Source organism: Pseudomonas sp. KH_017 (assembly GCF_057840285.1).
In genome coordinates this window covers 6,297,337-6,319,065 of record NZ_CM174509.1, presented here as the reverse complement: position 1 = coordinate 6,319,065, position 21,729 = coordinate 6,297,337, and the positions used below count along the sequence as shown (strand labels likewise).

Genomic DNA, 21,729 nt, shown 5'->3' with positions numbered 1-21,729 from the left:
GGAGTTACTCGATGAACGTTCGTCTGCTGGGTTTGGCCATGGCACTGGGTTTGGCACTTCCTGTGGCGGCTCACGCGCAAATGCTGCAACCAGGATTGTGGGAGATGACCACGAGCAACATGAAGGTCGACGAGCAGAATATGCCGGACCTGCAATTGATCCTCGGCCAGATCCAGAGCCAGATGACCCCTGAGCAGCGCGCCCAGCTGGAAAAGCAGGGCATCACCATGGGTGGCAAAGGGATCCGGGCATGCCTGACCCCTGAGCAGGTCAAGACCGACAACATTCCGCTGACCGATCCGCAGTCGGGCTGCAAACAGGAAATCACCGACCGCTCCGGCAATCAGTGGAAATTCCGTTTCAGCTGCCCGAGAGCCCAGGGTGCCGGCGTGGCGACGTTCCTCAGTGATCGCGAGTTCACCACCAAGGTCAACGGGACGTTCAACGCCACCGGCCTTCAGCAGAAGGGCAGCCTCGAATCCCGCGCCGTCTGGTTGGGGCAGGATTGCGGTACTGTGAAGCCAAGAGCTTAAAAGCTTCCTCGGATCGCCTTCGTCGGAACGCCGCCCGGACCAAGCCCGCTCCCACACTGGATCTGTGGTGTTCACAAAACCAATGTGGGAGCGGGCTTGGTCCGGGCGGCGTTCCGACGAAGGCGTCCTTCCAGCCGCCCTAGATCCCCGGCCGACTCAACCAGTCACACGCCGCTTCGACAGCCATCCGGCCAAAATCCTCCCCCGTGCGACTGCGCACACTGACAAACCCCCCAGCTTGTTCTTTTTCACCAACCACCACCAGGTACGGCACGGTCTGGCTGTGCTGGCGAATCTTGTAGCGGACTTTTTCGTTACGCAGGTCGGCCCTGGCGCGCACACCTTTTTGGCGCAAGGATTCGGTCACCGCTTGTGCATAAGTCGCCTGGCGGTCATCCATGCTCACGACGACCACATGGGGTGGAACGCGCCAGTGTTGCAGTTCCTGATGGCTGGACCAGCAGGTGCCGTAGATCCGTTGTTGCAACGTGCCGCTGATGTGATCGAGGGCAAACGCCTGCAAGACTTTGGTGGTGGGGACGTGCGGTCCATGGCTCTGGTACTCGGTGTCCCCTAGACGGTACAGCGACACTGCTTCGCGCGTCGGCCGTCGACGGATCGAGTGATTGGTCGCTGCCAGTGACTGCATGCGCGCTTCGATGAGGGGCAGGTCTGCCGGGGTTAGCGGTTGCTCGACTGCAAACTCGTAAAAGAAACCGTCGCCCAATTCCTTTCCCGCACGCATTTGCGCATGAGGGTGGAGTTGCTTGACCGCCATCGCCAGCATCAATGCACAGGAGCGGCGCAGGATCTCCAGACCGTCCGGCTCCCGGGGGGTGACAATGCTGACCCGGGCATTCGCCTCGATCATGTATTCGCAGTCCACCAGTACACCGTCGACCCTTCCCGCCACGGCCGCGCTGGCCAGTTCGGCGCCGATGCTGGCGGCCACCTCATGCACGGACAGTGGCTGATCGTATTCACGCAATGAACCATCGGGCAGGGTGATCTGGATCATGGTCGGCGTACTCACGTGCTTCTAACGAGCGTTATCGCATAAACCATAGGGGCAAACATTAAGACGTTTGTCGTGGCAGGCAATTTGTCCTGACACGTTGGCTGTTTTTGGCCACCCGCTTCAGAACTCGTTTTGCAGGGCTTTGTAGCCGCGCACCAGGTCGACGTTGGTGCGCGCCACGTCTTCGGAAAACTCCGAGGCACTGACGCTCACCGGCGGGTATTGCGAGAGGTCGGTGTTGGCGCCGATGGTGATCGGCTGCATGTCGCCTGAGTCATCGACTTCGTCAGCGCGGATCACGGCATAGGGCCCGACGAACACGTTCTCGCCGATCACCACTTTGCCGCAGATGATCGCCGTCTTGTCGATATAGGCCGACTCGTCAATCAGCGGTAAATCTCCTGAAGGGTTCTTGCGGATCATGGCTTGCTCAACGCGTTGTACAGGGTGTTGAGGTTGTACTCGAACAACCCGGTGAAGGTGCTGGCCGGACCGCTCGCCGCCAGGGCATCGGAGTACAGCGTGCCGCCGATCTGCGCGCCGCTTTCTTCTGCGATCTGCTTGAGCAGGCGGGCGTCCTTGATGTTTTCCATGAACACGGCTTTGACCTTGGCCTGACGAATCTGGGTGATCAGTGCGGCGACTTCGGCGGCGGAAGGTTCACGCTCGGTAGACAGGCCTTGAGGTGCCATGAACTCGATGCCGTAGGCCTGGCCGAGATAACCGAAGGCGTCATGGGACGTCACGATCTTGCGGTTGCCCGGTGGCAGTGAGCCGAGTTTGGCCTTGGCTTCGGCGAGCAGGGCGTAGACCTGTTTCAGGTACACCTGGCTGTTGCGCTCATAGTCGGCGGTGTTCGCCGGGTCAGCGGCGATCAGCGCCTTGGTGATGTTAGCGATGTACAGTTCGGTGTTCGCCAGGTTATGCCAGGCATGCGGGTCGGGAACGGTTTCGCCGTCTTCATCCAGGCTACGCGGTATGACACCGTGGCTCGCGCTGATGACCGGCGCCCGGGTCTCTGTGCTCGTCACCAGGCGATCCAGCCAGGGCTCGAAACCCAGGCCGTTTTTGATGATGAGCCTGGCCTTGAGCAGCGCTTTGGCATCGTCCGGTGTCGGCTCGTAGGTATGGGCATCCGCGTCCGGGCCGACCATGTTGGTGATCTGGATATGCTCCCTGCCGACCTGCCGGGTCATGTCGGCAAGGATGCTGAAGCTGGTGACCACCTGAAGTTTTTCGGCGGCAGACGGTGACATCGACACCATCAAGCTGAACAGCACGAGTAAAGCGCGCATCGGGTAACACCTCATTGGGATGTAAGCAAAGGCGGGCGGCGCAGCAAGCCGTGCACCGGCCCGAACACCACGGACAACAGATACCCACCGCCGGCCACCAGCACGATTGCCGGGCCACTGGGCAGCGAGTAATAGAACGAGATCAATAAACCGAGCCACACCGAGAGGCTGCCGAGCAAGGCGGTGACGACGATCAGCACCGGCAGGCGACGACTCCAGAAACGCGCCGCGGCGGCAGGCAGCATCATCAAGCCGACCACCATCAACGCGCCGATCGCCTGGAAACCGATGACCAGATTCAACACCACCAGCGTCAGGAACACGCCATGGGCCAGTGGGCCGAGTCGGCTGACGGTTTGCAGGAAAAGCGGGTCGAGGGTGTCGAGCAGCAGTGGTTTGTAGATCAGTGCCATGGCAATCAGGCTCAGGCCCGACACCCAAAGCATGCCGGTCAAGGTCGGGCCGTCGACCGCCAGCGCCGAGCCAAACAGCAGGTGCAACAGGTCCAGGCGTTTGCCGGCGATGCCGAGAATCAGCACGCCGCCGGCCAGGGAAATCGGGTAGATCGCCGCGAGGCTGGCGTCCTCTCGCAGGCCGGTGCGCCGTGTAATCCAGGCCGCGAGGCCGGCCATGCTCAGGCCGGCGCCGAGACCGCCAATGGTCAACGCCGGGAGGCTCAACCCGGCAAACCAGAAACCCAGAGCCGCACCGGGAAGGATGCCGTGGGCGACAGCGTCACCGATCAGGCTCATGCGTCTGAGGATCAGAAACACCCCAAGGGGTGCCGTACTGCACGCCAGGAGCAAACCGCCGAGCAACGCCCGACGCATGAACACGAACTCGTGGAACGGTTGCCAAAGATGCGCAGCAGCGTTCATCAGGCCACCTGCACTTGTGGTGGTTGGCGGATCAGTTCGGTGCTCGGGCCGAATGCGCAACCGCTGCTTTTGATCAGCAACGTGTGTGGGATGTGCTCGCGGACAGCAGCGAGGTCATGGCATACGACCATCAGTGTCCGGCCCTCGAGGTGCCAATCCTGTATGTGCTTCCAGAGCAATGCCTGGCCGAGCTCATCGAGGGCCGCGTGGGGTTCATCGAGCAACAGCAAGGGTGCATCGGCCAGGCTCAACCGGGCGAGCAGGGCGCGTTGCAGTTCGCCGCCGGAGAGGGCCATCAAGGGTCGATCTTCCAGGCCGTTCAGGCACCAGTTTTCGAGGACGGTGTTAAGTCGTTGGCTGCGGATCTCGGGTGACTGTTTGTTGCCCCAGAAACCGGCGGCGACCAATGCCTGAAGGCTGATCGGAAATTGCCTGTCCAGGTGTTGTTGCTGGGGCAGGAACGACACTCCGCCTTTAAGTGGAACACTCAGTCGAACCTTTCCGGCCAACGGTTTTTGCAAGCCGGCGATGACCTTCAACAGGCTGCTTTTCCCGGAGCCGTTCGCGCCGATGATGGCGATCAGGCTGCCCTGCGACAGTTCGAAGTCCAGCGCGGGTGTGAGTGGCTGCCCCGGTGCGCCCCAGCGCAAGGCATGGCAGGCAATCATTCGGCCTCCCAGTTGAAACGACTTTCGGCTACCGCGTCATGGGCGTGCAGGCTTTCGGCGTGGGTCACACGAATGTGGAAGGCATTGATGCCCGCGGAGCGTTTCAGAGCCAGGTTCAAACGGCGTGCGGCGTCCTCGCAGAACATCAGGTTCTGACCATTGGCCAGGGCGAAGGCTTGTTCGTCGGCGCGTTTTACCGCTGTTTGAACGGCGGTGCCGAGTGCGGCTTCGGCGTCGTTGATGACAGCGATCAGAGGCAACTCGTCCAGAAAATCAGCCAGCCGTACGCACAACTTTGCGCTGCTGCGTTGGCTGTGAGGTGTGGCGACTATGCCGTTCGTGGAACCGAGCCACGTTAAAACGTCGGCGTGTTGCAGTGGCTTGTTGGCGAAATCATCGACGAACTGCTGCTGAATCAACTGTCGAGAAAGGGCTGCGGAACACGGGCAGGTTGAGGAATAAGGCACATCGATTTTTAGTTCCACGTGGAACATCGCGTTTTTCAAACGTGCTTCGATGCTGACCGGATAGCTTTTCCAGCCAGCCAGTGGACTGATCAGCGCCGGCCTTTTCAGCAACAAATCGGTATGAATGGTTAGGTGTGCGCTGCTGGATAGTCCCTCATGGCTCTCAAGAAAACGCTGCAAAACCCGCCGCAATAAAGCCGGTGAAAGGCTTTCCTGCTCCAACAATTCAAGCGCCAGATAGAGCCGTGACATGTGAATGCCACGCGCGTTGCCATCGTCGAGGCTTACGCCGGCATCGGCCTTTGCATTCAGTCTTTGGCCATCGAACAAAACGGGAAGATCAATGCCGCACATGCCCACCCACTCCAGTGGCAGGGCTTGGCGTGAGGCCTGCGCGGCGATATCCGGCAGAGTCAGCGCATTCATGAGCAGGTCCATCGTGGGAGTTGATTTGACATGTTATAGTATAACAATACAATCGACGATGCCTTTTTCATGAACGGACTTTCATCATGCGCAACCACCACATGCTCAGCCTGATTTCATGCCATCAACAGAAAAACAAAGAGGCCTAACAGCCAGCGATCCGGCTGCAGGTGAACCTGGCGCTGCTGCCGCCGGAACTGGAAAACCGATTGATCGTGGTCCAGCCGACGCGCCGGTTGTAGCCAACCCAGGCCTCGCCATCGGAAGCGATACCGGTGAAAAACGTAAGCTGGCCGTAGCGGCTGTTGGTCTGTGCCCAATAGCGTTTTCCGGCCGTTTCGAAACCCCGCAGATAGAGGGTGCTTCCGGCGGTATTGACGCTGTAGGCGTCGCCATCCGCATCCACGCAGGCCAGCAGGTTGGCGCTGCGGGTGCACTTGGCCAGGCTCGGGACCTGGGCCGTCGCGTCTGCAGCCACCAGCAGGGAAAGCATGATCAATGCAGCTTTAAGGGCGTTGCGCATGGGCTTTCTCACGAGGGGAGCGGCGTTCAGCATCCTGTCCTTTGCCCTGTCGGGCAAGAGGGAATGGTTTGTTTGTGTTGTTATAGTATAACATTAGGAAAGCCCGACACAGTGACCGGGCATCCCTGTGAGGAATATGCAGATGTCCAATCGACTCCCCGTGACCGTTCTCTCCGGCTTTCTTGGCGCCGGAAAAAGTACACTTCTTAATTACATACTACGTAATCGAGATGGATTGCGGGTTGCAGTCATCGTCAACGATATGAGCGAAATCAACGTCGATGGCACCGAAGTTCAGCGCGATGTCAGCCTAAACCGAGCCGAAGAACGGTTGGTGGAGATGAGTAACGGGTGTATTTGCTGTACGTTACGTGAAGACTTGCTGGAGGAGGTGAGTCAGCTCGCCAGGGAGGGTCGCTTCGACTATCTGCTGATCGAGTCCACCGGTATTTCCGAACCGCTGCCCGTGGCGGAAACCTTCACTTTTCGTGATGAAAACGGCCAGAGCCTCAACGACATCGCCCGTCTCGACACCATGGTCACGGTGGTCGATGGCATGAACTTCCTGCTCGATTACCAGGCTGCCGAAAGCCTGGCTTCCCGAGGAGAAACCCTTGGAGGAGAAGACGAACGTTCGATTACCGATCTGTTGATCGAGCAGGTCGAGTTCGCCGATGTGATTTTGCTCAGCAAGATCGACTTGATCAGCAGCCACCAGCGCGAGGAACTGATCGCCATACTTGAGCGGCTCAACGCCCGGGCGGAAATCATTCCGATGGCGATGGGCGAAATCCCCTTGAACAAGATTCTCAACACCGGCCGTTTTGACTTCGAAAAGGCGGCCCAGGCACCGGGATGGTTGCAGGAGCTGCGCGGCGAGCACGTGCCGGAAACCCAGGAATACGGCATCGCTTCCAGTGCTTACCGGGCTCGCCGGCCGTTCCATCCACAGCGTTTCTTCAACTTCATCGACGGTCCTTGGGACAACGGCAAACTGCTGCGCTCCAAGGGCTTTTTCTGGCTGGCGAGCAAGCACATGGACGCAGGGAGTTGGTCTCAGGCCGGTGGTTTGATGCGCTATGGCTTTGCCGGGCGCTGGTGGCGTTACGTACCGAAAAACCAATGGCCTCAGGACGAAGAAAGTACCGCCGGGATCATGAAAAACTGGACTGCGGACAGCGGGGACTGCCGCCAGGAACTGGTGTTCATCGGCCAGAATATCGACTTCACGCAGCTCACGGCCGAGCTGGACGCATGCCTGCTGACCGATGAGGAAATGGCGCTGGGCGTAGAGGGCTGGCGTTTGCTGCCTGATCCATTCGGCCCTTGGTATGAAGAAGCCGCCTGATCCACTAGTGTCGCTTCAAGGCTTGAGCCAGGTGCCTTGGCTCTGGGCCTCGCAGTAAGGCTGCAAATACACCGCGTCGTTGGCAACGCCGTAATAGTGAATATCCTGTCGGTAGGGCATATTGGCGACTTGGGCGTTGCTGCAGACACCAAATGCGCCGCCGGGGCATTGATCGACATACTGCACATCGACTTTCTGCCCCGCCAGGTTCGGTTGGCAGAAACCATCGGCGAAGAGTTTTGGCGGGATGTTGCGGTTCTGCTGGCAAACCTGGACATCAAGCCGCTGGCCCTGGCTATGAACCACACAAGCCTGGGCCAGCGCCTCGCCTGAAACGAGTGCCAGGAGCAACGACAAGCCGATCAACCGCATCCACCACCTCCTCAGAAATCATCAACCATGCTGCAGAATATCCCCACTCATGTCATTGCCGGCCCGTTGGGCGCCGGCAAGACCAGCCTGATCAAGCACCTGCTGGCCCAGCGCCCGGCTGGCGAGCGGTGGGCGGTGTTGATCAACGAGTTTGGCCAGATCGGTCTCGACGCTGCGCTACTGACCCGGGACGCCGATGGTATCGCACTGGGGGAAGTGGCCGGGGGCTGCTTGTGTTGCGTCAACGGTGCACCGTTTCAGATTGGCCTTGGGCGCTTGTTGCGCAAGGCACAACCGGATCGGCTGTTCATCGAACCCTCGGGGCTGGGGCATCCGGCGCAGTTGCTCAGGCAATTGAGCGAAGCGCCGTGGCAAGGCGTGTTGGCTGTCCAGCCTTGTGTGCTGGTGTTGGATGCCCAGGCGCTCGCCGCAGGCAAACCGCTGCCGGATGTTCAGCAGCAAGCGCTGGGCCATGCGGGACTACTGCTGTTGAACAAGTCTGAAGGGCTCGACGAAGACAGTCGCCAGCGAATCGCCGGGCAATTGCCGCCGCTCCCCCTGTGCTGGACGCAACAGGCGGTTTTACCCTTGAGCGAGTTGCCAGGGCTGAATGCCAAAGCGCGGGCAGGTGTGGATAACTTCGTCGTGCCCAAGGGATTGGCGCAGCTGCCGGCGGTCTGGAGCGATCCCGCGTTGCCCATTTGCTTGAGTCAGGAACAGGACAGAGGCTGGAGCATCGGATGGCGTTGGCACCCAAGCCAGGTGTTTGATGCCGCGCTGGTTGGCCGGTGGCTTGAAAGCCTTGGCTGGAGGCGGGCGAAGCTGGTTATCCACAGCGCCCACGGGTGGGTCTCGGCGAACGCGGTGGATAACTCGGTGCTGGACTGGCAGCCCAGTGAATGGCGGCAGGATTCGCGTATCGAGCTGATTTTCAGTGAGGCGCAGAATGCAGAACGATTGCAGCGTGAGCTGGCAGCGTGCCGATCCGGATCGGGTTAATGACTCAAGGTCGCCACTTGGTATGGTCCTGACGCCACTGGCTCAGCTCGATCACTTCCGCGCGAGGTTTCGCCACGTCGACCACCGGCTCGGTTTCGTCGAACGGGACCGGGTAGGGCGCTAGCTCAATCTGTGCGCTGTGAGCGCCGAACTGGGTGATGGTGCCGTTGTGGCGGGTTTCGCCCGTCACGGTGAATTCGAAGTTATACACACGGGCCAGGCGTCGCCGACCATTGGCATCCTTGATGAACGCGATTCTTTTCAAGGCCACGTTGCCGTCGAGCAATTCGATCCCGAGCTTGCCGCAATGCTGCTTGACCCGCTCCAGCGCGCGCTCGCGCAAGCCGTGGTTATGCCATAGCCATGCGCCGGCAGTGGCGAACAGCATCAGCACGAATATATTTCCAAGGGTCAGCATCAACAGGGTGCTCCAACAAGATAGTGTCAGCTTAACTGCGTCGCTGGTCTGTCGTACAGGCTGCGTTTAGTCGCATACTGCGCGGCTAGAATTTCAATCGTTTTACGGAAATCCACCGCATGAAACGTACTCCGCATTTGCTCGCTATCCAGTCCCACGTGGTATTCGGTCACGCCGGCAACAGTGCCGCGGTTTTCCCGATGCAACGGGTCGGGGTGAATGTCTGGCCGCTCAACACCGTGCAGTTCTCCAATCACACCCAGTACGGTCAGTGGGCCGGTGAAGTGCTGGCGCCGCACCAGATACCTGACTTGGTCGAAGGCATCGCCGCGATTGGCGAGCTGGGCAACTGTGATGCGGTGCTCTCCGGTTACCTCGGCAGTGCGGCCCAGGGCCGGGCGATCCTGACGGGTGTGGCGCGGATCAAATCGATGAATCTCAAGGCGCTGTACCTGTGTGACCCGGTCATGGGGCATCCGGAGAAGGGCTGCAGTGTTCCGGCGGAGGTCAGTGATTTTCTGCTGGAAGAAGCCGCCGCCGTGGCGGACTTCATGTGCCCGAACCAGCTGGAGCTGGACAGCTTCTCCGGGCGCAAGCCGCAATCGCTGTTCGATTGCCTGGCAATGGCGCGTGCATTGTTGGTGCGCGGCCCGAAAGCAGTGCTGGTCAAGCATCTGGACTACCCAGGCAAATCGGCAGAGGCCTTCGAGATGCTGCTGGTGACGGCCGAAGGCAGCTGGCATTTGCAGCGCCCGTTGCTGGCGTTCCCGCGTCAGCCGGTGGGCGTGGGCGATCTGACGTCCGGTCTGTTCCTGGCGCGTGTGCTATTGGGCGACAGCCTGGTGGCCGCCTTCGAGTTCGCGGCGTCGGCGGTGCATGAAGTGCTGCTGGAAACCCAGGCCTGCGCCAGCTACGAGTTGGAACTGGTACGGGCTCAGGACCGGATTGCCCATCCGCGGGTGCGGTTCGAGGCGACCTCGATCAGCCTCTGATTGAGCGTTGAACCTATTCGCGAGCAAGCCCGCTCCCACATTTGATCTTCGTTGTTGCATAGATCCAGTGTGGGAGCGGGCTTGCTCGCGAAGGCTATCTAGAGAACACCATCAACCTGCCTGAACAACTCAGACGTCGCCCTTGATCTCCTGATAGCGCTTTTCCGACTCCTGACGAATCTGTCGGCGCTGCTGCGCCTGCATGTAACGACGCTTGTCTTCGCTATTCTGCGGTTGCAACGGTGGTACGGAGGCAGGTTTACGCTGGTCATCCACCGCAACCATGGTAAAGAAGCAGCTGTTGGTGTGGCGCACCGAGCGTTCGCGGATGTTCTCGGTCACCACTTTGATGCCCACCTCCATGGAGGTATTGCCGGTGTAGTTGACCGAGGCGAGAAAGGTCACCAATTCGCCGACATGGATCGGCTCACGGAAAATGACCTGGTCCACCGACAGGGTCACCACATAGCGGCCGGCATAACGGCTGGCGCAGGCGTAGGCCACTTCGTCGAGGTATTTGAGCAGGGTGCCGCCGTGGACATTGCCAGAGAAGTTGGCCATGTCGGGGGTCATCAATACCGTCATCGACAGCTGGGCGTTTCCGGGTTCCATAGCATTCTCACGGGTCAAGGCCAGGTTTGAGGGATGCACCTCTGCGGGTGCCTCGGCGGTTTTTTCAAACCAACAGTTATCGGGACGCCGGGTGCAGGGTCGCCGTCACGCCGGATCGATCTGTTTCCATATATTGCACCGTCTTTCTGCCAGAAGTCGCGGTGTTACCCTGCAAAAAGCCCTGCCTCAAGGGCATTTCCTACGTGCAATTCCGATTTTTGTTCTGCTCGATCAGACTTTTCCTGCGTCCGGGGATCGAGCAATGCCACTCAGGGAGTCTCACGCCATGCATGCCATCAGTTTCATTCAGGATCTGGCAGTGATCATGTTGATCGCAGGTGTGGTCACCGTAGTCTTCCATCGCCTGAAACAACCGGTGGTGCTGGGATACATCGTCGCCGGCTTCATCATCGGCCCTCACACCCCGCCATTCGGCCTGATCCACGACGAAGAGACCATCAAGACCCTGGCCGAACTCGGGGTGATATTCCTGATGTTCTGCCTGGGCCTGGAGTTCAGCCTGCGCAAGTTGTTCAAGGTCGGTGCCACGGCATTCATCGCGGCATTCCTGGAAATCGTGCTGATGATCTGGATCGGCTACGAGATTGGCCGCTGGTTCGACTGGAACACCATGGATTCACTGTTCCTCGGCGCGATCCTGGCGATTTCCTCGACCACCATCATCGTCAAGGCGCTCAATGATCTGAAGCTGAAGAACGAGCGATTTGCCCAGTTGATATTCGGAGTGCTGATCGTCGAGGACATTCTGGGCATCGGCATCATCGCGCTACTGTCCAGCATCGCGGTCAGCGGTACGGTCAGCTCCGGGGAAGTGTTTTCCACGGTCGGCAAACTGTCGCTGTTCATGATCGTCGCGTTGGTCATTGGTATCCTGATGGTGCCGCGGCTGCTGGCCTACGTCGCTAGGTTCGAAAGCAACGAAATGCTGCTGATCACGGTGCTGGGCCTGTGTTTTGGCTTCTGCCTGCTGGTGGTCAAGCTTGAATACAGCATGGTCCTCGGGGCATTCCTGATCGGCGCGATCATGGCTGAATCCCGGCAACTGCTGAAAATCGAGCGTTTGATTGAACCGGTTCGCGATCTTTTCAGTGCGATTTTCTTTGTGGCCATCGGGTTGATGCTCGATCCGGCGATCCTGCTTCAGTACGCCTGGCCAATTGCCGTAATCACCGTAGCCGTGGTGTTCGGCAAGATGTTGTCCTGCGGCCTTGGTGCATTTATCGCCGGCAATGACGGACGCACCTCGCTACGGGTCGGGATGGGTCTTTCACAGATTGGCGAATTCTCTTTCATCATCGCGGCACTGGGCATGACCTTGCAGGTCACCAGTAACTTTTTATACCCCGTGGCTGTGGCGGTTTCGGTGATCACGACCTTGCTGACGCCTTATCTGATTCGTGCGGCTGATCCATTGTCGATCAAGCTCGCCGGCGCCATGCCAGAACGCCTGGGGCGGGTGCTGGGGATGTACGGCGAATGGTTGTGCAGCATCCAGCCTCAGGGCGAGGGCGCGTTACTGGCATCCATGATTCGCAGGATCTTGCTGCAGGTGGGGGTCAATCTGGCGCTGGTGATCGCGATCTTCTTCTCGGGCGCGTACTTCGCCGAACGCATGTCGGCTTACCTGCAACACTGGATCAGCGATCCGAGTTGGCAAAAGGCGTTGATCTGGGGTGGGGCGCTGCTGTTATCGCTGCCTTTTTTGATTGCGGCGTACCGCAAGCTAAAGGCGCTGTCGATGTTGCTGGCGGAAATGGGTGTGAAGCCGGAGATGGCCGGGCGCCACACGCAGCGAGTGCGCCGGGTGATCGCCGAAGTGATCCCGATCCTGTCGCTGCTGGTGATCTTTTTGCTGTTGGCAGCCTTGTCGGCCAGTATTCTGCCGACCAACAAGTTGCTGGTACTGATCGCCGTGGTCGCGGCCGCCGTGGCGGCGCTGCTATGGCGCTGGTTCATTCGTGTGCATACGCGGATGCAGGTGGCGTTGCTGGAAACCCTCGACAATCACAAGGAGTCGTCCGGGCATTGACCAACCAGCGGCGTTGACTTGATCAGCTTTCCAGCCAGACGTCCCGTGCCCAGTGCCAAACCGACTCCCAGGTCTCTTCGGCGATCAGCTCTTCTTCGGCCTGCCAAAGCACTACGGTGCCGTCTTCTTCGACGCAGTAGTAATCGTCACCGTCCTGACAGATCGGGATCAGGCTGCGATCGACGCCGGCGTCCCAGGCGTTGGCGGCAACGTCGGGCAGGTAGGTGTGGGATTGCGGGTCGGTCACGGTGACCGGTTCCAGGCTGCCGTAGACCACGTCACTGACGGTCAGCAGAAACTCTCTGAAGACGAAGGGTATGTCGATGAACAGTTGTTCTTCGATTTCGACCAGCAGGTCTTCGTCGGGCAACTCCAAGGGGACCGGTACCGGTTCGTTGGCTTCACGCAGTTGTTCGATGATTTCTTCCACGTCCGGGATCCTCTTGCTTGTATGGCGCGGTTTATATGGGGCGGTTTATACAGTAGCTTGCTATAGATGCAACCGCGAAATAGAAAACCCCGGCCGAGGCCGGGGTTTTGTTTGCAGCAAGTGAAACGTGGAGGGTGATCAGCCGTTCTGGCGGATACCAGCTACCAGCCAAGGCTGATTCTCGCCCTGTGCACGTTCCATGTTCCAGCTTTCACTGAAGACTTCGCCCTGGTCGAAACGCGAGGTTTTCGACACGCCAGTGAAAGTCAGGGTGGCAATGGTCTTGTCAGCGCGATCGTCTACACCGTCCAGCTGTACATTGAGGTTATCGATGTAGGTGGACTGGAAACCGTCACCCAGGTCAGCACGCTCACGCTTGAGGAACTCCAGCATTTGCGGGGTCACGAACTCGGTGATCTTGTCCATTTCGTTGGCGTCCCAGTGCTGTTGCAGGGACTGGAAGTGATTACGCGCCGCTTCGACGAAGTTTCTTTCGTTGAACCAGGCTGGCGCATTGATCACTGGGCGAGCGGCAACAGGCGCTGCCGAACCACCGAAGATCGAACCGCCGGCCGGCTTTTGTTCGAACGCCTCACGTTGCATCGGCGCGTGGCCGGCCGGAGCGTATTGCTCCTGCTGCTTGCGACGACGGGCGGCGATAAAGCGGAAGACCAGGAACGCAATGACGGCCATGATCAGGATGTCGAGGATCTGCATGCCCTGGAAGCCGTCACCCATGAACATGGATGCCAGCAGGCCACCGGCCGCGATACCGGCCAGTGGGCCGAGCCAGCGCGAAGCGCCACCGGCCTTGGCAGCGGCGCCAGCGGCACCGGCAGCACCCGCGGTCGCCGCAGCGCCGCCCATGCCTGGAGAAGAAGGAGCCATCTGGCTGGTCTGGTGAGTCGGCGCAGCGCCTGCGCTTTTGCCACCACCGAAGCGCTTGGCGGCATTGACGTCGAGACTCATCGTCAGGCCGATGCACAACGCCATGGCGATGCTAAGAAAACGTTTCATAAAGGGAATTCCCATTTGTGGAAGGCACGCGCGCCATGTTGCACAGGTGAAGTGTTACTGGCTAGCGGCAGAGTGTTTCGGGCTTTTGCCTGATAGGTCGTGTTCAGCTCCAGTCAGTGCAAGAAGGCCTTTTGACTTTGATCTGTCAGATGAGTGGACAGGGCTTGTAGGACGCTTGCCTAGCGTCGCAGGGCAACCAGTGGCGCTGGACCGACCTTGAGTGCGCGGAAATAGCAGACCCACGATGCACCGGTGGCAAGGCCCGACAACAGCAGGAACAGGTAGCTCTTCGCAGAGATCGATCCCAATGACTGATATTGGCCCGTGGCGTACAAAATCAAGGCCAGGCTGACCAGTACCACTATCGTACGTAGCAGGGTGGCGAAGTCGGAATTGACGCTTTCGATGCCAACTTTCGCGAAAGTGGCGGTTATTGCCGCGAATGCCGCCGATAACAGGGCCCAGAATGTCCAGGAGGAAAAAAAGCCTGAGACCATGCTTTTTGCATCTTATTCAGATCAATATCTGTTAGTCCACACGGAACCCTGTGGGAGCGGGCTTGCTCGCGAATGGGCGCACCGCGGTAATGCAGTAATACCGCGTCATCGTTCTTCGCGAGCAAGCCCGCTCCCACAAAGGTCCTGTGTCTGGTGTTCAGATCGCTTCCAGTTTGGCGTAACCCAACATCAGCCATTTGCTGCCTTCGCTGAAGTTCACCTGCACCCGGGCCTGGGCCCCGGCGCCTTCGAAGTTGAGGATCACGCCATCGCCAAACACCGAGTGGCGCACGGTCTGGCCGAGGCTGAAGCCGGTCTGCGGAATCTCGCTGCCGCTGAACAGGTTGCTGCCACTCATCGACTGGTTGCCACCGAACGGACGGCTGACGCTGTTGGACAGCCGCACCTCCTGAATCAGGCCTTTCGGAACTTCACGTACGAAGCGCGACACCTTGTTGTAGGTCTCGCTGCCATAAAGGCGTCGGGTTTCGGCAAAGGTCATTACCAGGTTCTGCATGGCCCGGGTGATGCCGACGTAGGCCAGGCGACGTTCTTCCTCAAGGCGGCCGGGTTCTTCCAGGCTCATCTTGTGCGGGAACAGGCCTTCTTCCATGCCCACCAGGAACACGTAAGGGAATTCCAGGCCTTTGGCGCTGTGCAGGGTCATCAGTTGAATGCTGTCTTCGTGCTCGTCGGCCTGAGTATCGCCGGCTTCCAGCGATGCGTGACCGAGAAACGCTGCCAGTGGCGTCAGGTCTTCGTCTTCTTCGCTGTTTTCGAAGTTGCGCGCGGCGCTGACCAGTTCCTCAAGGTTTTCTACCCGGGCCTGGCCTTTCTCACCTTTTTCCGCTTCGTGATAGGCGATCAGCCCCGACTGCTCGATGACGGTCTGGGTCATCAGGTGCAGTGGCATTTCCATGCACTTGGCGGCGAGGTTCTCGATCAGCTCGATAAACGCGCCCAAGGCACCGGCCGCACGACCGGTCAGGCCTTTGTTGGCTACCAATTGGCGCATCGCTTCCCACATCGACACATCGCTGTGGCGCGCATGGTCGCGGATCGCTTCAACGGTTTTCTCGCCGATGCCACGGGCCGGCACGTTGATGACCCGTTCCAGCGCGGCATCGTTACCACGGCCTTCGAGCAAGCGCATGTAGGCCATGGCGTTCTTGATTTCGGCGCGTTCGAAGAAGCGCTGGCCGCCATAGATGCGGTAGGGAATGCGCTCGCGCAGCAAGGCTTCTTCCAGAACTCGCGATTGGGCGTTGGAACGGTACAGAATCGCGATATCGCTGCGAGACAAGCCGGTTTTCAGCGCACTTTCGATGGTTTCGACAACGTAGCGTGCTTCGTCGTGCTCGTTGAAGGCGGCGTACAGGTTGATCGCTTCGCCGTCGCCGCCGTCTGTCCACAGCTCTTTGCCTAGGCGCCCGGTGTTGTTGGCGATCAAGGCGTTGGCAGCCTTCAGGATGCCGGCGGTGGAGCGATAGTTTTGCTCCAGGCGAATGGTTTCGGCGTCCGGGAAGTCTTCGGAATACTGGTAGATGTTCTCGATTTTCGCGCCGCGCCAGCCGTAGATCGACTGGTCATCGTCGCCTACGACCATCAGGCTGTCGCCACCCTTGGCCAGCAGGCGCAACCAGGCGTATTGCACAGCGTTGGTGTCCTGGAACTCGTCCACCAGGATGTGCCGGAAGCGCTTTTGATAGTGAGCGAGCAGGCCTGGGTGATCGCGCCACAGATCGAGGGCGCGCAGCAGCAATTCGGAGAAGTCGATGACGCCGGCACGCAGGCAGGCGGCCTCGTAGGCCTCATAGATGCCGCGCATGGTCGCCAGGAACAGGTCGCCACTGGCCTGGATGTGTTGCGGGCGCAGGCCTTCGTCTTTCTGGCCGTTGATGAACCATTGGGCCTGACGGGCCGGCCAGCGCTGTTCGTCCAGGCCGAGCTCGCGGATCACCCGCTTGACCAACCGCTGCTGGTCATCGCTGTCGAGAATCTGGAAGGTCTGGCTTAAACCCGCTTCCTGCCAGTGCGCCCGCAGAAGGCGGTGCGCCAGGCCGTGGAAGGTGCCGACCCACATGCCGGCCGGGTTGATACCCATCAGCTGCTCGATGCGCTGGCGCATCTCGGCAGCGGCCTTGTTGGTGAAGGTCACCGACAGGATGGAGTGGGGCGAGGCGTTTTCGACCTGGATCAACCAGGCGATACGGTGCACCAGCACTCGGGTTTTACCGGAACCAGCACCGGCCAGGACCAACTGACGACCCACGGGGGCCGCTACGGCCTGGCGTTGGGCATCGTTGAGGGAGTTCAGCAGAAGGGAGAGATCATCGCGCATCGGGGCATTCTAGGGGGCCGCGACACACCGGGCAAACCCCGCTTCGCTTTAACCGATGAAAGTTATGCGAAGGACGACCGGTCGGTCATCGGCTGCAGGCGTTGGCGGGGCGTGCCCTCGGCATTTTCAGGGGCGTCGGCGGCTGAAAAATTTGGCGATTTATTGATCAGCAGCAGTTTGGTCCGGGCAATTGCTTGTGTATGCTCCGAGCAGTTTCGGGCCCATGCTCATCATTATAAGAACAAGAACATCGCCTATGACCCTCAGCTTCGACCTGTCGGGCCCCACTGTGGAGCCCCGGGAGATCCGTAAACAGTACGCCATGGAAATGGCGGTCGAACGCACGCGCCTGTTGTATCAAGGCTCGCTGCTGCCCACGTTATTCATGCTGATCAATGGCCTGGTCTGTGCCGGTTTGCTCTGGAGTCCGCAGCGTTATTTCCTGGTCAGTGTCTGGCTGGTGTGGTTGTTGTCATTGGTGGCATTGCGGGTGATTCAGGTCGCAGCCTTCGATTCGGCCATTCCCAATCGTCAGGCCCATCCCATTTGGCGACGGATGTTTTTGCTGGGCTCCGGCCTCACCGGTCTGACCCTGGCCGGTGCCGGCATCGCCCTGGTTCCTGCCGATAACTTCATTCAGCAAGCCTGGGTCTTCGGCCTCATCGGTGCCGCGGCGCTCTCGGCCAGCGTGGCTTATGCGGTCAGTTTGCCGGCCTTTCTGTCATTCACCTTGCCCTGCCTGTTGCCGGCCATCGCCTATATGTTTTGGGGGGCTGACGAACAGCAGCAAGGTTGGGGCTGGTTCGGGCTGATTCTGCTCGGTGCATTGAGCGTGGTTGCCTGGCAAGTCAATCGATTGATCGATCGGGGCTTGATGCGACGCTTTCAGAACCAGGCACTGATCGAGCATCTACAGCAAGCGCAAAGCTGCAGTGATCAGCTCAATCAGAAGCTGGCCAAGGAGATTGAACAGCGCCGGCGTGCCGAAACCGAATTGCGAGAAATCCAGATCGACCTGGAAAACCGAGTCGCTCAGCGCAGCCTGGAACTGGATGCCGCCAACCAGGCACTGAGCAAGAGTGAGGCGCGCCTGGCGCTGGCACTGAAGGCCAGCGAGTTGGGGTTGTGGGACTGGAATCTGCAAACCGACGAAGTCCATCACACACAGATTCAGGAATTGTTCGGCCTGGAGCCGGAACAGGTCACGGCGATATTGCGTCACCTCAAGCCGCGCCTTCATCCCGAGGATCTTCCTGGGCTGAAAAGGGCACTGGTCGAGCATTTGAAGGGCCGCACCGAAGACTATCAAATCGAGTATCGCGTGCGGCATGGCGACGGCCACTGGGTCTGGATCGAGGACCGCGGGCGGGCGGTCGAGCGCGCCAAGAACGGTCGGGTGATTCGCATGGTCGGCACTCGCCGCGACATCAGCGCCAGCAAAGGCCTGGAAGAGCAGCGGCAACTGGCGGCGACCGTGTTCGAGGCGGCCAGCGAAGGGATCGTGATTTTCGATCCGAACTACGTCCTGATCGCGATCAATCAGGCCTTCAGTCGGGTGACCGGCTATGACATCGACGACATGATCGGACGCAATGTCATTGAGTTGCCATGCAGTCGCGATGCGCGTCGGCATTACGCGGTAATTCATCAGGCGCTGGAACAGCAGGGCAGTTGGCAGGGTGAATTGGTGGAAACCCGCAAGAACGGCGAGATGTATCCGCAATGGCTGCAACTGAATGCCGTGCGCGACCCCCGGGGAAATGTGAGCCATATTGTGGGCTTTTTCGCTGATCTCTCGGCCCGCCGAGAATCCGAAGAGCGCATGCGCTATCTGACCCATTACGACGAGCTTACCGGTCTGGCCAACCGCGCGATGTTTCGCGAACGACTCAGCGAGGCTCATCAACGAGTGCGACAGGGCGGTTATCGCAGCCTGGCGTTGCTGCACATCAATCTCGATCGGTTCAAGCAACTCAACGACAGCCTGGGGCATGAAGTCGCCGACCAGTTGTTGCAGAAGATGGCCCGGCGGTTGGTGAATGCATTGCCTGAAGCAGACACCATCGCGCGCCTTTCTGGGGATGAGTTTGCCGTGTTGTTCAACTCCTACGGTAACCTTTCGAGCCTGGCCCGGGTGGCGACTCGTCTGGCGAACAAGTTGCGCCTGCCGGTGACCATTGAGGGGCATGAGCTGGTGGTCAGCGTGTCGATGGGCATCAGCTTGTTGCCGGACAGCGCCCGGGAAATTTCTGCACTGGTCAGTCAGTCGAACATGGCGATGCAGCACGCCAAACACCTGGGTGGTAATAATTTCCAGTTTTACACCGACAGTTTGCAAGCCAGCACGCTGGAGCGTTTACAGCTGGAAAACTACTTGCGCAAAGCCATCGAAGACAGGCAGCTGAAGGTGTTTTACCAACCGAAACTGTGCCTGGCCACTGGCAAATTGAATGCCGCCGAAGCCTTGGTGCGTTGGGACCATCCGACCATGGGCCGTGTGCCGCCGGGGGATTTCATCGGCCTGGCTGAAGAAACCGGATTGATCGGCCCGATCGGTGAGTTCGTGCTGCGTCAGGCCTGCTGGCAAGCCTGTGAGTGGCAACGGCAGGGGCTCGAAGCGATTCGGGTGTCGGTCAATCTGTCGGTGCATCAATTGCGCCAGGGCAAGCTGGTCAGTCTGGTGCGGCAGGTGCTGGAAGAGACCGGGCTGGCGCCGCAACTGCTGGAGTTGGAACTCACCGAAAGCCAGTTGCTGGATAGCGTCGAACACATCATCGCGACGTTCCAGCAGTTGCGTGATCTCGGGGTGAAACTGGCCATTGACGATTTTGGCACCGGTTATTCATCCCTGAGCTACCTCAAGCGCATCCCGGTGGATTACGTGAAGATCGATCAGGCGTTTATTCGTGGCTTGGGGGAGGGCAGCGAAGACGCGGCGATTACCCGGGCCATTATTGCCATGGCTCACGGCCTGAAGCTGAAGGTCGTGGCGGAAGGGGTGGAACGGGAAGAACAGCTTGAGTTCCTCAAAGCCGAGCGCTGCGATGAAGTACAGGGCTATCTGATCAGCCGCCCGGTCGAGGCCGAGACGTTGGCCGGTTTGCTGCACGCGCAAGCCGCAAGCTGACAAGGAGGCGTCCTGCACGAAGTGTCGGACAGGACGCCTGAGATGCCGGAAGCTGTATATGTTTTTAGTGGGTAATCAATATTTCATCAATATGGTGCAGCAACTTGCCTTCGTAGAAGATGCTGACACCGGTAACATTGGAATTACCCATTGCTTTATATTCGACAAACTTGTCAGATTCCACCTGCAGTGAAACTTCATTAGAATATTCCAGTTTTAGTTCCAGGCGCAGATCAAAGGATTTGTCTTGCAGTGCTGTCATTTCCAGCTTTGGGGTGATGCCAGTGTGGGCAACGGTTACGGTGCCAAAGGCGCGGAACGAAGGGGCACCGGGCATGCGGTCAATCTGTGCGGTCCAGTCTTTTGTTTTAATACTCATAATGTGTAGCTCCTTTAACCAGGTTTTTGCTTCCTGCGGTATTAATGTATTCAATTGAAGTTGCTTTTGGTTGGGATTTCTTTGTTTGGTTTGTAAGGCTGTGTGTTCTATTGTTAATCAGTCACAGCGAATCGTATGTAACTTCCATTTAATAACTTAAGGTGCTTTTGTCCTCTTAAATCTGTGCACCCGCCGGTGCACCTGGACATGCACGATGAGTGCTACATGAAGCGCGGGCACCTGAAATCGAGGGATTCGGTAACGCATTGAGCAGGCAAAAAGCCGATTCTTGTAGTATAACTACAAGCGTGCTACATCCCCGGCACCTGCCAATAACAAAGAGTCCAGCCCCTTGAATCTGCTGCAACACATCGCCCAGTCTCGCCACCTGTTACGCAAGTCGGAGCTCAAGGTCGCCGACCACGTGCTGCTTGATCCTGCGGCTGTGATGCACAGCTCCATGGCCGACCTGGCCCACAGCGTGGGCATCAGCGAACCGACTATCGTGCGTTTTTGCCGTGCCATCGGTTGTTCCGGCTTTCAGGACCTGAAGCTGAAGCTGGCCCAGAGCCTGGCGGCAGGTGCGAGTTTCGGCCAGTTTGCGATCCATGAGGATGATTCGGTCGCCGACTACAGCCTGAAAATCTTCGACACCACCCTGCATACGCTGATGGAGGTTCGCGAGAAACTCGATCCGCTGGAATTGCAGCGGGCGGTGACGCTGATGTCCCAGGCCCAGCGTGTCGAGTTCTATGGCTTTGGCGCCTCGGGTGCGGTCGCGGCTGACGCCCAGCACAAGTTCTTCCGCTTGCTGCTCACCGCTGCGGCGTATTCCGACCCGCACATGCAGGCGATGTCGGCCGTGACGCTCAAGCCATCCGACGTGGCGATCTGCATTTCCCAGTCCGGGCGTTCCAAGGACCTGCTGATCACCGCCAACCTGGTGCGCGAAAGCGGCGCCTCATTGATCACCTTGTGCCCGAGCCAGACGCCATTGGCCGAGCTGTCTACGGTCAATCTGGCGATCGATGTGCATGAAGACACTGAAATCTATACGCCGCTGACTTCGCGTATCGCCCATCTGGTGGTGATCGACGTGCTGGCGATGGGCGTGGCCATGGCGCGTGGCCCGAGCCTGGTCAACCACCTCAAGAGCGTCAAGCGCAGCCTGCGCAGCTTGCGGTTGTCGCCCAAGTCGGTGAAAGCGCTGGACGACTGACGTCGTCGTAAGGTCGTTCCGACCTTAATCGCGAGCAGGCTCGCTCCCACCTTTGACCGCGATCTCCTGTGGGAGCGAGCCTGCTCGCGATGGCGTCCTCGAATACGCCGCAATTTTCAT

Annotated in this window: 21 protein-coding genes and 1 pseudogene; 7 read left to right on the top strand and 15 right to left on the bottom strand. The window is 59.2% G+C overall.

From position 1 onward, the window contains the following. Positions 1 to 11: 11 nt before the first annotated feature. Positions 12 to 533, top strand: a complete 522-nt coding sequence (locus AC3IT6_RS28910; RefSeq protein WP_150753798.1) for a DUF3617 domain-containing protein — start codon at positions 12 to 14, stop codon at positions 531 to 533. Between the two features lie 139 nt (positions 534 to 672). Here AC3IT6_RS28910 and AC3IT6_RS28905 read toward each other — a convergent pair whose 3' ends face one another. The 7 genes from AC3IT6_RS28905 to AC3IT6_RS28875 all read right to left on the bottom strand — a co-directional run bounded on the left by AC3IT6_RS28905 (position 673) and on the right by AC3IT6_RS28875 (position 5,808). Then, positions 673 to 1,551 (bottom strand): His/Gly/Thr/Pro-type tRNA ligase C-terminal domain-containing protein, encoded by an 879-nt coding sequence (locus tag AC3IT6_RS28905; RefSeq protein ID WP_489353874.1) that lies wholly within the window; start codon positions 1,549 to 1,551, stop codon positions 673 to 675. A 120-nt stretch (positions 1,552 to 1,671) separates the two neighbouring features. Beyond that, positions 1,672 to 1,974, bottom strand: coding sequence for a hypothetical protein (locus AC3IT6_RS28900; protein ID WP_489353873.1), 303 nt, complete (start codon positions 1,972 to 1,974; stop codon positions 1,672 to 1,674). Beyond that, positions 1,971 to 2,846 (bottom strand): metal ABC transporter substrate-binding protein, encoded by an 876-nt coding sequence (locus tag AC3IT6_RS28895; protein ID WP_489353872.1) that lies wholly within the window; start codon positions 2,844 to 2,846, stop codon positions 1,971 to 1,973. The genes AC3IT6_RS28900 and AC3IT6_RS28895 overlap by 4 nt, the downstream gene beginning before the upstream one ends. An 11-nt stretch (positions 2,847 to 2,857) precedes the next feature. Further along, the gene (locus AC3IT6_RS28890) at positions 2,858 to 3,724 is read right to left on the bottom strand and encodes a metal ABC transporter permease (protein ID WP_489353871.1); all 867 of its coding nucleotides are present in this window, start codon (positions 3,722 to 3,724) and stop codon (positions 2,858 to 2,860) included. After that, a complete protein-coding gene (locus tag AC3IT6_RS28885) occupies positions 3,724 to 4,392 on the bottom strand; it encodes a metal ABC transporter ATP-binding protein (RefSeq protein ID WP_489353870.1) in 669 nt (222 codons plus the stop codon). The genes AC3IT6_RS28890 and AC3IT6_RS28885 overlap by 1 nt, the downstream gene beginning before the upstream one ends. Then, on the bottom strand, positions 4,389 to 5,285 hold the full coding sequence (gene folE2, locus AC3IT6_RS28880) for a GTP cyclohydrolase FolE2 (protein ID WP_489353869.1): 897 nt from the start codon (positions 5,283 to 5,285) through the stop codon (positions 4,389 to 4,391). The genes AC3IT6_RS28885 and folE2 overlap by 4 nt, the downstream gene beginning before the upstream one ends. Positions 5,286 to 5,430: 145 nt before the next feature. Next, positions 5,431 to 5,808 (bottom strand): glutamine synthetase, encoded by a 378-nt coding sequence (locus tag AC3IT6_RS28875; protein ID WP_489353868.1) that lies wholly within the window; start codon positions 5,806 to 5,808, stop codon positions 5,431 to 5,433. 142 nt (positions 5,809 to 5,950) lie between these two features. Between AC3IT6_RS28875 and zigA the strand changes: the two genes are divergently transcribed. Next, entirely contained in the window at positions 5,951 to 7,156 is a 1,206-nt protein-coding gene (zigA, locus tag AC3IT6_RS28870; RefSeq protein ID WP_489353867.1) for a zinc metallochaperone GTPase ZigA, read from the top strand. 15 nt (positions 7,157 to 7,171) lie between these two features. Here zigA and AC3IT6_RS28865 read toward each other — a convergent pair whose 3' ends face one another. After that, the gene (locus AC3IT6_RS28865; RefSeq protein ID WP_489353866.1) at positions 7,172 to 7,528 is read right to left on the bottom strand and encodes an NADH:ubiquinone oxidoreductase; all 357 of its coding nucleotides are present in this window, start codon (positions 7,526 to 7,528) and stop codon (positions 7,172 to 7,174) included. Positions 7,529 to 7,555: 27 nt separating this feature from the next. Between AC3IT6_RS28865 and AC3IT6_RS28860 the strand changes: the two genes are divergently transcribed. Continuing rightward, positions 7,556 to 8,527 carry a CobW family GTP-binding protein gene (locus AC3IT6_RS28860; RefSeq protein ID WP_489353865.1) on the top strand — a complete coding sequence of 324 codons (972 nt, stop codon included), beginning with the start codon at positions 7,556 to 7,558 and terminating at the stop codon, positions 8,525 to 8,527. A 4-nt stretch (positions 8,528 to 8,531) separates the two neighbouring features. Here the strand turns inward: AC3IT6_RS28860 and AC3IT6_RS28855 are convergent, their stop codons facing one another. Beyond that, positions 8,532 to 8,945, bottom strand: coding sequence for a DUF3301 domain-containing protein (locus AC3IT6_RS28855; RefSeq protein ID WP_489353864.1), 414 nt, complete (start codon positions 8,943 to 8,945; stop codon positions 8,532 to 8,534). A gap of 119 nt (positions 8,946 to 9,064) precedes the next feature. On the opposite strand from AC3IT6_RS28855, the gene pdxY reads away from it, so the two are divergent. Then, on the top strand, positions 9,065 to 9,937 hold the full coding sequence (gene pdxY / locus AC3IT6_RS28850) for a pyridoxal kinase PdxY (protein ID WP_489353863.1): 873 nt from the start codon (positions 9,065 to 9,067) through the stop codon (positions 9,935 to 9,937). 129 nt (positions 9,938 to 10,066) lie between these two features. On the opposite strand, the gene AC3IT6_RS28845 is transcribed toward pdxY, so the two are convergent. Beyond that, on the bottom strand, positions 10,067 to 10,549 hold the full coding sequence (locus AC3IT6_RS28845) for an acyl-CoA thioesterase (RefSeq protein WP_046038855.1): 483 nt from the start codon (positions 10,547 to 10,549) through the stop codon (positions 10,067 to 10,069). 286 nt (positions 10,550 to 10,835) lie between these two features. Here AC3IT6_RS28845 and AC3IT6_RS28840 point away from each other — a divergent pair, with 286 nt between their 5' ends. Then, complete coding sequence (locus AC3IT6_RS28840; RefSeq protein WP_489353862.1) at positions 10,836 to 12,599, top strand: cation:proton antiporter; 1,764 nt, start codon at positions 10,836 to 10,838, stop codon at positions 12,597 to 12,599. Positions 12,600 to 12,621: 22 nt separating this feature from the next. On the opposite strand, the gene AC3IT6_RS28835 is transcribed toward AC3IT6_RS28840, so the two are convergent. From AC3IT6_RS28835 to uvrD, 4 genes and pseudogenes are all read right to left on the bottom strand, one after another. Beyond that, positions 12,622 to 13,029: an SMI1/KNR4 family protein gene (locus AC3IT6_RS28835; protein WP_003187120.1), complete on the bottom strand. Its 408-nt coding sequence runs from the start codon at positions 13,027 to 13,029 to the stop codon at positions 12,622 to 12,624. A 138-nt stretch (positions 13,030 to 13,167) separates the two neighbouring features. After that, positions 13,168 to 14,046 carry a Tim44 domain-containing protein gene (locus AC3IT6_RS28830; RefSeq protein ID WP_150724848.1) on the bottom strand — a complete coding sequence of 293 codons (879 nt, stop codon included), beginning with the start codon at positions 14,044 to 14,046 and terminating at the stop codon, positions 13,168 to 13,170. A gap of 191 nt (positions 14,047 to 14,237) precedes the next feature. Further along, positions 14,238 to 14,543, bottom strand: a pseudogene (locus AC3IT6_RS28825) (EamA family transporter); the annotation flags it as partial. A 157-nt stretch (positions 14,544 to 14,700) separates the two neighbouring features. Further along, entirely contained in the window at positions 14,701 to 16,884 is a 2,184-nt protein-coding gene (gene uvrD / locus AC3IT6_RS28820) for a DNA helicase II (protein WP_458370522.1), read from the bottom strand. Between the two features lie 256 nt (positions 16,885 to 17,140). On the opposite strand from uvrD, the gene AC3IT6_RS28815 reads away from it, so the two are divergent. Next, positions 17,141 to 20,011: an EAL domain-containing protein gene (locus AC3IT6_RS28815; RefSeq protein ID WP_489353861.1), complete on the top strand. Its 2,871-nt coding sequence runs from the start codon at positions 17,141 to 17,143 to the stop codon at positions 20,009 to 20,011. A gap of 64 nt (positions 20,012 to 20,075) precedes the next feature. On the opposite strand, the gene AC3IT6_RS28810 is transcribed toward AC3IT6_RS28815, so the two are convergent. After that, complete coding sequence (locus AC3IT6_RS28810) at positions 20,076 to 20,390, bottom strand: hypothetical protein (RefSeq protein WP_223443707.1); 315 nt, start codon at positions 20,388 to 20,390, stop codon at positions 20,076 to 20,078. A 352-nt stretch (positions 20,391 to 20,742) separates the two neighbouring features. Between AC3IT6_RS28810 and hexR the strand changes: the two genes are divergently transcribed. Then, complete coding sequence (hexR, locus tag AC3IT6_RS28805; protein ID WP_008056956.1) at positions 20,743 to 21,609, top strand: transcriptional regulator HexR; 867 nt, start codon at positions 20,743 to 20,745, stop codon at positions 21,607 to 21,609. Positions 21,610 to 21,729 lie beyond the last annotated feature (120 nt).